The sequence below is a fragment of the Psychrobacillus sp. NPDC093200 genome, from assembly GCF_050280345.1.
Classification (GTDB): domain Bacteria; phylum Bacillota; class Bacilli; order Bacillales_A; family Planococcaceae; genus Psychrobacillus; species Psychrobacillus faecigallinarum.
The window spans coordinates 311485-324204 of sequence record NZ_JBNNVC010000002.1; the positions used below are offsets into that span (position 1 = coordinate 311485).

Below are 12720 nucleotides of genomic sequence, written 5' to 3' on the forward strand. Positions count from 1 at the left end.
CGTTATAATATATAACAAGGTACAGCATCTGTCTGTGCCTTGTTTTATACATACATATTTTTAAAGGTATGGCGCTGTTACCGTTGTTTGTTTGTTACCCAATGTTATGTGGTATAGTAGTTTAAATTGCATATTGTTCTGCAAGAAATTCAGAGGCTCTTTTTGTAATGGTGCTTTTGTATATACCTAAGTGTTGCAATAAGACGTAACAGCGTCTGATGTAAAAAAAACTTGACCAAACTTATTATTTGATTCCGAACAAAGAATCTTGTAAGATAATGGCTTGAATAGGGGTGAATATTTTGTTCAAATTCAATGATGAAAAAGGGAACTTAAAATGTTCTTTTTGTGGCAAGCCACAGGAACAAGTTCGTAAACTTGTTGCGGGGCCTGGTGTCTACATTTGTGATGAGTGTATTGATTTATGTTCTGAAATAGTAGAAGAAGAACTTGGCACAGAGGAAGAAGTAGAGTTCAAAGAAGTTCCAAAACCAAAAGAAATTTTAGCTATTTTAGATGAATATGTAATTGGCCAAGAGCGAGCAAAAAAATCACTTGCAGTAGCTGTTTATAACCATTACAAACGTATTAACTCTAATAGCGTAATTGATGAAGTAGAATTGTCTAAATCAAATATAGTTTTAATCGGACCAACTGGTAGCGGTAAAACATTACTTGCTCAAACTTTAGCTAGAATTCTCAACGTTCCATTTGCTATTGCAGATGCTACTTCTTTAACAGAAGCTGGATACGTAGGGGAAGATGTAGAGAATATCCTTTTAAAGCTTATTCAATCAGCAGACTATGATATTGAAAGAGCAGAAAAAGGCATTATTTATATAGATGAAATAGATAAAGTTGCACGTAAATCTGAAAACCCTTCTATCACTAGAGACGTTTCAGGTGAAGGGGTACAACAAGCCCTTCTTAAAATACTTGAGGGTACTGTAGCTAGTGTTCCACCACAAGGTGGACGTAAGCATCCTCATCAAGAATTTATTCAAATTGATACAACGAACATCTTGTTTATCGTTGGAGGAGCATTCGATGGAATCGAACAGATTATTAAACGCCGTTTAGGTGAAAAAGTAATTGGTTTCGGTGCAGATCCTAACAAAGTTCAAGAAGATGCAAAATCTGTGTTATCTCAGTTAATTCCAGAGGACTTATTGAAATTTGGTCTAATCCCTGAATTCATCGGTCGTTTACCTGTATTAGCAAGTCTAGAGCAGTTGGATGATAAAGCGTTAGTGCAAATCCTTACAGAGCCTAAGAACGCACTAGTTAAGCAATATCAAAAAATGATTGAGTTGGATAATGTGAAGTTAACATTTGAAGATGAAGCTTTAGTGGAAATTGCGAAGGAAGCTATTGAGCGTAAAACTGGTGCTCGTGGATTACGTTCTATCATTGAAAATACAATGCTAGATGTAATGTATGAATTACCATCACGAGAAGATATCGTGGAATGTGTGATTACTAAAGAAACAATTACAGAGCACGCACGTCCTAAACTTTTATTAGAAGATGGTTCTGAACTAAAAGATTTAGATAACGAAAAAACATCGGCTTAATAGCCATTGAAAAAGCTGGCTTCCAAACTACGTGCATAGGCGCGAGCAAGGATGTCAGCTATTTCTCTTTATAAGATGAAAACTACCTCTTTTTATCATGAGGTTTACTGTATTATTAGGATACATAAAGGATACAATATGATGGAGGTGAATTCCAAAGTGGCAGAAAAAACATATTACCCAGTTTTACCCCTTCGTGGTTTATTTATATTTCCTACTATGGTTTTACATATAGATATAGGGCGCGAGCGTTCAATTGATGCTTTAAATACAGCAATGAAACGCGAAGAAAAACTCTTTATTTCCGCACAAAGGGATTTGGGTGTAGAACATCCTAGCCAAGAGGATATATATCCTGTAGGGATTCTTGCGCATATAAAACAGGTTGTGAAGTTACCGAACGGAACGATGAGGGTATTAGTTGAGGGACTTCAGCGTGCAATTTGGGATGAATATAAAGTTACAAACAAAATGGATGAAGTAACCGTGTCAGCGTATATCGAGCCAAAAAAAGCTGATCAAGAAGATCAAGCGTTAATGCGTACTTTATTACATAATTTCGAAAAGTATACTAAGGCTTCCAAGCAAGTGTCAGAGGAAACTTACCGTTCTGTAGCAGATATTGAAGAACCAGGTAGATTAGCTGATATGATTGCGGCAGCTTTACCGCTCAAAATATCTGGCAAACAAGAGATTCTAGAAATCATGGATGTTAAAGAACGCATGGAAACCTTAATCGTGCAGCTTTATAATGAACAAGAAATTTTGAATCTTGAGAAAAAAATAAATAATCGTGTTAAAAATGCTATGGAAAGAACGCAAAAAGAGTTTTATCTTCGTGAGCAAATGAAGGCCATTCAAACCGAGCTCGGAGATAAAGAAGGTAAGACAGGTGAGGTTGCTGAATTAAAAAGGCGCATCCAAGAAGCTGGTTTACCGGAAACGACCAAAAAAAATGTGTTAAAAGAGTTGGATCGTTATGAGAAGCTTCCAACGCAAGCTCCAGAAAGTGGAGTCATTCGCAATTATATTGAGTGGATTGTTTCTATCCCTTGGTCTAAGTCTACTGAGGACCAATTAGATATTAAACGTTCTGAAGAAATTTTAGATCGTGATCATGATGGACTTGAAACAGTAAAAGAGCGTGTCTTAGAATATTTGGCTGTTCGCCAATTGACTAAATCGCTCAGAGGACCAATCCTTTGCTTGGCTGGACCTCCAGGAGTAGGGAAAACCTCTCTAGCCAAATCTATCGCTGAATCACTAGGACGTAAATTCGTACGAATCTCCCTTGGAGGAGTAAGAGATGAATCTGAAATTCGTGGACACCGCAGAACATATGTAGGTTCCATGCCAGGAAGAATTATTCAAGGGATGAAGAAGGCAGGAACGATTAATCCGCTAATTTTGCTAGATGAAATCGATAAAATGTCTAATGACTTCCGCGGAGATCCTGCAGCAGCCATGCTAGAGGTACTAGACCCTGAACAGAATAATTCCTTTAGTGATCACTATATTGAGGAAACATATGATCTTTCGAATGTACTTTTCATTGCTACTGCTAATGACTTAAGTACAATTCCTGGTCCCTTAAGAGATCGTATGGAAATTATCTCTATTGCTGGTTATACAGAAATAGAAAAGCTTTCTATTGCCAAAAATCACTTGCTGCCAAAGCAGCTTAAAGAACATGGCTTAAAGAAAACCCAACTACAAGTTAAAGATGATGCTCTAATAGATGTTTTACGTTATTATACTCGTGAAGCTGGAGTCAGAAGCTTAGAGAGAGTACTGGCAAATATTTGTCGTAAGGCTGCTCTTCAAATCGTATCTGGAGACAAAAAACGTGTCACTGTGTCTGCAAAGAATTTGGAAGACATGATTGGTAAACGCAAGTTTCGTTATGGACAAGCTGAGTCAGAAAATCAAGTAGGCGTAGCAACAGGTCTTGCCTATACCACGGTAGGGGGAGATACACTCCAAATAGAGGTGTCTTTATCTGCCGGATCTGGTAAATTACAGCTTACTGGTAAGCTTGGTGATGTTATGAAGGAGTCTGCTCAAACTGCTTTGTCCTATGTACGATCGAAAGCCAATGATTTTGGAATTGATCCAACCTTCCATGAAAACAAGGATATCCATATTCATGTTCCGGAAGGTGCTGTTCCTAAGGATGGCCCATCAGCAGGTATTACTATTGTTACCGCGCTTGTTTCAGCATTATCTAAACGCCCAATTCTTCGGGAAGTTGGTATGACTGGTGAAGTAACTTTAAGAGGACGTGTGCTACCTATTGGTGGTTTAAAAGAAAAGACATTAAGTGCACATCGCGCAGGTCTAACGACAATTATTTGTCCAAAAGACAATGAGCGTGATATTGAAGATATACCAGAAAGTGTTCGCGAAGTATTGACGTTCCATTTTGTTTCCGATGCTGAAGAGGTGCTTCAACTGGCATTAGAGGAGGCAAAATAAATGAAAATTCATAACGTTGAACTATTAATAAGTGCTGTTAGACCAGCTCAGTATCCAGAGGGAGATTTACCGGAATTTGCTCTTGCAGGGCGCTCCAATGTAGGGAAGTCCTCCTTTATCAATAAAATGATTGGTCGTAAGAGTATGGCTCGTATTTCCTCTAAGCCGGGGAAAACACAAACGTTAAACTTTTACAAGCTGGAAGAGGATTTATTGTTTGTCGATGTACCTGGCTATGGCTATGCAAAAGTATCAAAGTCAGAACGCGCAGCGTGGGGTAAAATGATTGAAACTTATTTTACCTCCCGTGAGGTTCTGAAGGCTGTCTTATTAATTGTTGATTTAAGGCATCCCCCAACAACGGATGATTGTATGATGTATGACTTTTTAAAGCATTACAATATACCTTGTATTGTTATAGCTACAAAAGCTGATAAGATTCCTAAAGGGAAATGGGACAAGCATAAGAAGATTGTCAAAGAAGAGCTGCAAATGGACAAAAATGATCCTCTAGTAATCTTCTCTTCTGAAACAGGTTTAGGCTTCGATGCAGCTTGGGCAGAAATCGAAAGCAGAATGTAATATTTTACTATCTTCCTTCAGAAAGAGCTAATAAAAACGGTGGAAGTTAATGTTACAGTTTTAAGATTAAAAAAGGTTGATTAGGGAATACCATCCTTAGTTAATCTTTTTTTATGTGAATAGTTAATCTTTAATAATTTTGGACAGAATGTTTGTATTGAGTAATACTTTTTGTTATTATTAATTTATAATAATTCTAATTAAGATTTCATAGCTTGTTCACAAATGACAAATTATCTACTTGTGAACCTATGCTATAATAGGACTTATGAAATGAACGTGAAAGGGTGACATGACTCCATGCATACACTCGTGGTAGGTGTCAATTATCGTACTGCCCCAGTTGAGATTCGTGAAAAGCTTTCTTTTATCGAGGCTGAGCTTCCGAATGCGATGCAGGCATTACAGGAACAGAAGAGTATTTTAGAAAACGTCATTGTATCTACATGTAACCGTACAGAAATATACGCAACTGTAGATCAATTGCATACAGGAAGATACTATGTAAAACAATTTCTAGCGAATTGGTTCGATATCCCAATGGAGAACCTTTCTAGATATTTATTTATTCATGAAGACAATGAAGCGAATAATCACTTATTCCGTGTTACTGCTGGTATTGACTCCATGGTGCTTGGAGAGACTCAAATTCTTGGACAAGTGAAGAAAAGCTTTTTAAACGGGCAAGAAAATGGGACAACGGGTACAATATTTAACCAATTATTTAAACAAGCTGTGACGTTTGCAAAGCGCGCTCATGCTGAGACATCTATTGGGGAAAATGCAGTATCAGTTTCTTATGCAGCAGTTGAACTAGGGAAAAAAATATTTGGTTCTTTAAACCACAAGCATGTAGTAATCCTAGGAGCAGGAAAAATGGGCGAGCTAGCTATCCAAAACCTTCACGGCAGCGGTGCTGAAAAAGTAACGGTTATTAACCGTACTTATGAAAAAGCGAAGGAGCTTGCTTCAAAATTTGAAGGCAATGCTAAACCTATGGATGAGCTTCAATGTGCATTACTTGAGGCTGATATTCTAATCAGCTCTACTGGTGCAACTGAATATGTAATTGACTATGAGTTAATGCAATTCGTAGACAGATTACGTAAAGGCAAGCCTTTGTTTATGGTCGATATTGCTGTGCCACGTGACTTAGATCCACAAATAGGTGATTTACCAAACGTGTTCTTATATGACATCGATGATTTACAAGGGATTGTCGAAGCGAACCTTGCTGAGCGTGAACGTGCAGCTGCCCAAATTAATAAAATGATTGAGACCGAAATCGATCAATTTAATGAGTGGGTAACTACTCTTGGGGTTGTACCGATTATCTCCGCACTACGCCAAAAAGCGAATAGAATTCAAGTAGAGACAATGAGTTCTATTGAAAACAAAATGCCTAACCTTACGGATCGCGAGCGCAAGATATTAAATAAACATACGAAATCGATTGTTAACCAACTTTTGAAAGAGCCGATTCTACAAGCAAAAGAACTTTCTACATCTAAGAATCCTGCTGAACAGCTCCAATTGTTCCAACAAATCTTTGGAATTGAAGAAGATGTAAAGAAGGAAGTAGAAGTTCAAGCAGAAAAAGCTAAAATCAATTTAAAGCAATCGCTATTGAATCAAGAATTAAAAGAGAACTTATCGTTCAATTAATCTACAGGAGGTGTTTTTGTATCTTTATCGAAACTAGAGAGATATAAAAGCACCTTTTTTATTGTATAAAGGGAGAAATGATATGGCTGATTTGACGATGACACGGCTTCACGAGATTATGGTCGTCCTCCAATCCGTTAGCCTTGTTTTCTATTTCATCGATTACCTCAACAAAGATCGGCAAGTTCATCGCTTGGCGGTAGGACTATTATCCATCGTCTGGCTACTACAAACGGTGTTTTTAGTCATGTATATGATAGAGATGAAGCGATTTCCTATTCTATCGCTATTTGAGGGTATATATTTCTATGCATGGCTCATCATATTGCTTTCTTTGATCATGCAGCTGGTCTTTAAGTCAGATTTACCAGGATTCTTTTTAAACATTATTGGATTCATATTTATGACCATCCATACATTTGCCCCAAGCCAATTGGAGCAATCGCCTGTGGGTGATGCCCTACGTTCAGAGTTATTGTTTATTCATATTACTTTTGCATTTTTAGCTTATGCTGCATTTGCTCTTTCGTTTGTTTTTTCTGTACTATATTTGATATTGTATAGAGTATTGAAACAGAAAAAATGGACAAAGCAATTCACTAGATTGCCATCTCTGCAGCATACGGAAACTGGAATGACGACGTCAATCATTACAGGAATCCCTTTATTGTTTGTAAGTCTCGTTCTTGGGTTACAATGGGCTTATATATCTTTAAATGAGTTTTCAATATTTGATTTTAAGATAGTTAATTCCTTTATTCTATTAGTTATATATATTGTCGTTCTATTAATAAGAAGGCGCGCAAGGTTTAAAGGGACGAACTATGCGTGGATTCACGTATATGCATTTTTATTTGTTTTAATAAATTTCTTACTAGGTAGTCGATTATCACAATTCCACTTATGGTATTAAGAAAGGTAGCGAGTCAATGCGTAAAATTATTGTAGGTTCAAGAAGAAGTAAGTTAGCTTTAACACAAACAAACTGGTTCATCCAACAAATGAAGGATATGGGGGCTCCATTTGAGTTTGAAGTGAAAGAGATTGTCACTAAAGGTGACCAAATTTTAGATGTAACGCTTTCCAAGGTTGGAGGAAAAGGATTATTTGTTAAAGAAATTGAACAAGCATTATATGACAAGGAAATTGATTTTGCTGTACATAGCATGAAGGATATGCCATCTGTCTTGCCTCCAGGATTAGTAATGGGATGTACACCAAAACGTGTAGACGAACGTGATGCTTTCATCTCCACGGGTCATGTTAAATTTAAGGACCTACCAAAAGGAGCAGTTGTTGGGACAAGTAGCTTACGTAGAAGCGCTCAGCTACTATTACTACGTCCAGATATCGAGATTAAATGGATACGAGGTAATGTGGATACTAGATTGCAAAAGCTTCAAGACCGAGAATATGATGCGATTATTTTAGCTGCAGCAGGGCTTAAGCGACTTGGCTGGAGCGATGAAGTAGTAACCGAATATATTTCTGTAGAAGATTGCGTCCCTGCAGTAGGACAAGGGTCATTAGCGATTGAATGTCGTGAGGATGATTTAGAATTATTAACTGAGCTTCAAAAGCTATCGGATAAAGAGACTTGGGATGCTGTTCATGCAGAGCGTGCTTTCTTAGCTGCCATGGACGGAGGATGTCAGGTGCCGATTGCTGGGCATGCTATCATTAAAGGCGATGAAATAACATTTACAGGACTTGTAGCTGCACCAGATGCTTCTGTTGTATATAAGGAAGTAGTGTCCGGAACAAACCCAGAGTCAGTAGGGAAAGAAGCAGCACGTATTATAACGGAACAGGGAGCTTATGATTTAATCCAGAAGGTTAAGGCTGATTTAAATGTCTAAAAGTTCACCTCTACAAAATGAACATGTCATTTTTACAGGGGTGAATAGATCAGAAGAGGCAGCAGCACTAACTGCTAGTTTAGGAGGGGTACCAATTCTAGCCCCGTTTATAGCCACTAAGGAGATTATAGAGACGGATGACAAAGATAAACTCTTAAACAGTAATGCTTTTAAATGGTTTATATTTACTAGTCAGGCAAGTGTCGCTGCCTTTCATCAAAAAATACTTAGAAACAATTTAGAGATTGAATATATTCAAGTGAAAATAGCTGTTGTTGGATCTAGGACTGCATCAGCACTAGAGCAATTGGGTTTCTCGATTGACTTTATGCCGAGCATCTTTAGTGCCGATGTATTTATTCGAGAGTTTCCTCAGGTTGCAGCACCAGAGGAGTCCTGCTTGTTCTTTCGAGGTAATCTTGCAAAGAAAACAATCGTAGATGGTTTGGTCAATCCAGTTGATGAATGGACAGTCTATGAGACAGTCACGTTGGAAGATAACGTAGAAAAAGTTAAGGAAATGCTCAATAGTGGGAAAAACTGTTCAGTTGTATTGACTAGTCCTTCTACGGTCAATGCTTTCCACCAAACGATAGGCAAGAACCTAGGCTATCATGGTTTTACGGTATGTGCTATTGGCCATGTAACAAAGAATCATTTAAAATCATTAGGTATTACTACACAAGTAATGCCAAGAACATATACTTTAACAGAGGTAGTTTACGCGCTAGCTCAATGGAAGGGATGAATGAAATGGCAGATTTATATTTTCAACGTCATCGCCGTTTAAGACAATCGGCTGGTATCAGATCAATGGTAAAAGAAACATACTTACATAAAGAGGATTTAATCTATCCAATTTTCGTGATGGATGGAGAAAATATCAAAAATCCCGTTAACTCTATGCCGGGAGTTTTTCAATTTTCTTTAGACCGTTTGGGAGAAGAGGTAGACGAGGTCGTTACATTAGGGATACCATCAGTTATTTTATTTGGTTTGCCTGCGACAAAGGACGCTGAAGGAACTCAAGCGTACCATGATCACGGAATTGTACAAAAGGCTATCCGCTTTATTAAGGATCGTCATCCAAACCTAGTGGTTATCGCAGATACTTGCTTATGCGAATTTACAGATCATGGTCACTGTGGAGTAGTTGATGAGCATGAAAGAATCTTAAATGACCCATCGTTGGACTTACTAGCAAAAACTGCTGTGAGTCAAGCTCAAGCGGGAGCAGATATCATCGCACCTTCAAACATGATGGATGGATTTGTTACTGCTATTCGTCAAGGATTGGACAGAGCTGGATTTCAAGATGTGCCGATTATGTCTTATGCAGTGAAATATGCATCAGCTTATTACGGTCCATTCCGTGAGGCTGCGGACGGAGCTCCTAAATTTGGAGATCGTAAAACGTATCAAATGGATTATTCTAACCGTATGGAGGCAGTTCGTGAAGCAACTTCTGATATGGAAGAGGGAGCAGATTTCTTAATCGTAAAACCTGCACTAGCATATTTGGATATTATCCGCGATATTAGAAATAATTTTGATGCTCCAATCGTTGCGTATAACGTAAGTGGAGAGTATGCAATGGTGAAGGCCGCTGCAATCAACGGATGGATAAACGAAAAAGAAACAGTTCTAGAAACTTTAACAGGAATGAAACGTGCAGGAGCCGATATTATCTTAACGTATCATGCTAAAGATGTAGTGCGTTGGTTGGAGGAGAAATAATGTCAAAATCATATAAATTATCTAAAGAAGCATTTACAGAAGCAAAGGAACTAATGCCTGGTGGGGTTAACAGTCCTGTTCGTGCATTTAAATCCGTAGACATGGATCCAATTTTCATGGAGAGTGGAAAGGGAGCCATCTTAAAGGATATTGATGGCAATGAATACATCGACTATGTACTTTCATGGGGACCACTTATTTTAGGTCACACTGAACCGAACGTAGTAAAAGCTATTCAAGAGGTAGCTGCAACTGGGACTAGCTTTGGAGCTTCTACTTTAATCGAAAATAAGCTTGCCAAATTAGTAATGGAGCGTGTTCCATCTATTGAGATGGTCCGTATGGTTTCTTCTGGTACGGAGGCAACCATGAGTGCATTGAGATTAGCACGTGGTTATACAGGACGTAACAAAATATTAAAATTCGAAGGATGTTACCACGGTCATGGAGATAGTCTACTGATTAAAGCTGGATCTGGTGTTGCTACCTTAGGTCTTCCAGACAGCCCGGGTGTACCCGAGTCTATCGCTAAAAACACAATTGCCGTTCCTTATAATGACATCGAAAGCGTTCGCTATGTGTTTGAAAACTTCGGTGACGATTTAGCAGCAGTAATTGTAGAGCCAGTGGCAGGAAACATGGGCGTTGTGCCTCCAATTGAAGGCTTCCTTGAAGCATTGCGTGAGTTGACAGAGAAAAATGGAACAGTTTTAATCTTCGATGAAGTAATGACTGGTTTCCGAGTGGGTTATAACTGTGCACAAGGCTTTTTCGGTATTACACCAGATTTAACTTGTCTAGGAAAAGTAATTGGGGGAGGCCTACCAGTAGGTGCTTTCGGAGGTAAACGAGAAATCATGGAAATGATTGCACCGGCAGGCTCTGTATACCAAGCAGGTACTTTATCTGGAAATCCTTTAGCAATGACAGCAGGTTATGAAACATTATCTCGCTTAAATGAAGACACGTACAAATATTTTGTTAAGCTTGGAGATATGCTTGAAAAAGGATTCAGAGAAGCGGCAAGCAAGTACAATATTCCACATACAGTAAATCGTGCTGGTTCTATGATTGGCTTCTTCTTTACTAACGAAAACGTTATTAACTATGATGTAGCTAAAACAGCTGACCTTGATTTATTTGCAAAATATTATCGTTTAATGGCTGAGGAAGGTATCTATTTACCACCTTCTCAATTTGAAGGGATGTTCCTATCTACTGCACATACAGAGGAACATATCAATAAAACAATCCAAGCTTTCCATACTGTTTTTGAAAAGCTAGCTAGATAATAACAAACAAACTAAAAAATTTAACTGCTCCGTAAAACTTAGACACTAATCTAATTTTTACGGGGTATTTTTTTATTTGAAAAGATATATCTGCTTTACAAGGGATACTCGGTCTATTCGTGGCTGGTCTATTATAACAATACAGCAAAAATAACAAGAAATGCTCGATTTCATACTTAGCGGTCTCGTCTGAATAAGTCCTTAATCAAAGTTTTGGAAAGCGAAGCATAAATGAAAGGTATTTTTCATATTTTCTTACGTTGAAACATAATTTGTCCTATACGAAGGAGGATGAAAAATGGAAGTGAAAAGTTGGGAAGTAAAGGAACAGTTTTGTTTTCCGCAAAGTTTTGGTGTACCAAAGGAAGTTAAGACAATTAAGGTGACTCCGCAATATTTTCAAGAGGAAATAGACGAAATGGTGCATATAAACGGTATTTATCATATTACATGTCATGTGGAGTTTGAAGAAGGAGAAGTTGAACACCATGCAACAAGCGAATTTACAGAAATTGAGGATTTAGATTTACAAGGAGAGCTGGGATATTTTGAATATGCTGTTCCGATGAGCGTAGAAATCAGTAAGGAGAGAATACAACAGGATACGTCTCCAAGTATTAGTGTAGAAAATATAAATTGTAAAGCAGAATCGGATGGAATTGAAATTGTCTGGTTTGTGAATTGTGAATACGAAACGTCAAGACCACTGAAAACAGAAGTGGTAATGACAGATCTAATAGAAGAGGAAGAAGAACAAACAGAAGTGGTAGAGGTTTTACCATTTAATTTTACCCAGGATGAAGAGTCAAGTGAAGATACAATGCAAGTTCAATTAGAAAGTGAAGAACTAGAAGAAGTAACAGTAGAGCCGTTAAAGCCAACACAAAGAGTAGTGAGTGCTGAGCAACAATCTACAAATGAGGATGATCAACAGGATCTGCCTAAAGTTGCTATAAAACATAATGAAACGGAAAGCTCAGTCGAAGGTGAGTCAGAACTGCAATTTATATTAGATTTAGAGGACGGATATACTAAGCTTTCCTTTCCATCAAATAATGTCCTTAAACAATAAAAATCCGAGAAATGCCAAAAAGACTAGCAAGATAAAATCCCATGTAGTAGGAACGATCAATACACGAACAAGTTGAAAGCAACCGATTGGTATAATGATGCCTTTTACGTAAAAACGAGTTCTTCGTAGCCAATCTGGCAGAAGATAGGGGTTGTATCCTCTTTTCATAGTGTTTTCCTCCTTTCACAAGACTATGCTTGACGGCATATAATAATATCCTATACAATAAAAACAGCTATATATGGATGCTATGAATGGGAAGAGTAAAATGACACGGTTATCTAAAGAAAGGAAACAATTTGCTGAAATGTTTCCGTTAGCCACCATTTGAAGGTAGCCCAAGAGCAGCTTTTGTGAACTAACAGTAGCAATTGCCGGTTTGAAGCCGTTATCTAATTGAGAGCGTGATGTGTTTTATTGCATCTGCGAATAAAGGTGGTACCGCGAACAAACTCCTTCGTCCT

11 protein-coding genes and 1 other annotated feature (1 of these 12 only partly in view) are annotated in these 12720 nt (G+C 38.0%); of the genes, 10 read left to right on the forward strand and 1 reads right to left on the reverse strand.

From position 1 onward, the window contains the following. Positions 1 to 302 precede the first annotated feature (302 nt). From clpX to ACQKNZ_RS09195, 10 genes are all read left to right on the forward strand, one after another. Positions 303 to 1574 carry an ATP-dependent protease ATP-binding subunit ClpX gene (clpX, locus tag ACQKNZ_RS09150; RefSeq protein WP_144535651.1) on the forward strand — a complete coding sequence of 424 codons (1272 nt, stop codon included), beginning with the start codon at positions 303 to 305 and terminating at the stop codon, positions 1572 to 1574. A gap of 141 nt (positions 1575 to 1715) precedes the next feature. Continuing rightward, on the forward strand, positions 1716 to 4049 hold the full coding sequence (lon, locus tag ACQKNZ_RS09155) for an endopeptidase La (protein WP_427659297.1): 2334 nt from the start codon (positions 1716 to 1718) through the stop codon (positions 4047 to 4049). Then, positions 4050 to 4631 (forward strand): ribosome biogenesis GTP-binding protein YihA/YsxC, encoded by a 582-nt coding sequence (yihA, locus tag ACQKNZ_RS09160; protein ID WP_144535655.1) that lies wholly within the window; start codon positions 4050 to 4052, stop codon positions 4629 to 4631. Between the two features lie 300 nt (positions 4632 to 4931). Then, the gene (hemA, locus tag ACQKNZ_RS09165) at positions 4932 to 6296 is read left to right on the forward strand and encodes a glutamyl-tRNA reductase (protein ID WP_340863390.1); all 1365 of its coding nucleotides are present in this window, start codon (positions 4932 to 4934) and stop codon (positions 6294 to 6296) included. An 82-nt stretch (positions 6297 to 6378) separates the two neighbouring features. Next, entirely contained in the window at positions 6379 to 7209 is an 831-nt protein-coding gene (ccsA, locus tag ACQKNZ_RS09170; protein WP_144535659.1) for a cytochrome c biogenesis protein CcsA, read from the forward strand. A 16-nt stretch (positions 7210 to 7225) separates the two neighbouring features. Continuing rightward, the gene (hemC, locus tag ACQKNZ_RS09175; RefSeq protein WP_154310541.1) at positions 7226 to 8155 is read left to right on the forward strand and encodes a hydroxymethylbilane synthase; all 930 of its coding nucleotides are present in this window, start codon (positions 7226 to 7228) and stop codon (positions 8153 to 8155) included. Further along, positions 8148 to 8903 (forward strand): uroporphyrinogen-III synthase, encoded by a 756-nt coding sequence (locus ACQKNZ_RS09180; protein WP_427659301.1) that lies wholly within the window; start codon positions 8148 to 8150, stop codon positions 8901 to 8903. The genes hemC and ACQKNZ_RS09180 overlap by 8 nt, the downstream gene beginning before the upstream one ends. Before the next feature lie 5 nt (positions 8904 to 8908). Then, complete coding sequence (hemB, locus tag ACQKNZ_RS09185; RefSeq protein ID WP_427659303.1) at positions 8909 to 9892, forward strand: porphobilinogen synthase; 984 nt, start codon at positions 8909 to 8911, stop codon at positions 9890 to 9892. Beyond that, positions 9892 to 11184, forward strand: a complete 1293-nt coding sequence (hemL, locus tag ACQKNZ_RS09190) for a glutamate-1-semialdehyde 2,1-aminomutase (RefSeq protein WP_340863388.1) — start codon at positions 9892 to 9894, stop codon at positions 11182 to 11184. Before hemB ends, hemL begins: the two co-directional genes overlap by 1 nt. A gap of 298 nt (positions 11185 to 11482) precedes the next feature. After that, the gene (locus ACQKNZ_RS09195) at positions 11483 to 12256 is read left to right on the forward strand and encodes a hypothetical protein (protein WP_154310547.1); all 774 of its coding nucleotides are present in this window, start codon (positions 11483 to 11485) and stop codon (positions 12254 to 12256) included. On the opposite strand, the gene ACQKNZ_RS09200 is transcribed toward ACQKNZ_RS09195, so the two are convergent. Continuing rightward, positions 12233 to 12424 (reverse strand): hypothetical protein, encoded by a 192-nt coding sequence (locus ACQKNZ_RS09200; protein WP_144535671.1) that lies wholly within the window; start codon positions 12422 to 12424, stop codon positions 12233 to 12235. The two genes, ACQKNZ_RS09195 and ACQKNZ_RS09200, sit on opposite strands and share 24 nt — an antisense overlap. Positions 12425 to 12497: 73 nt before the next feature. Next, positions 12498 to 12720, forward strand: a binding site (T-box leader); it runs 4 nt beyond the window's last position.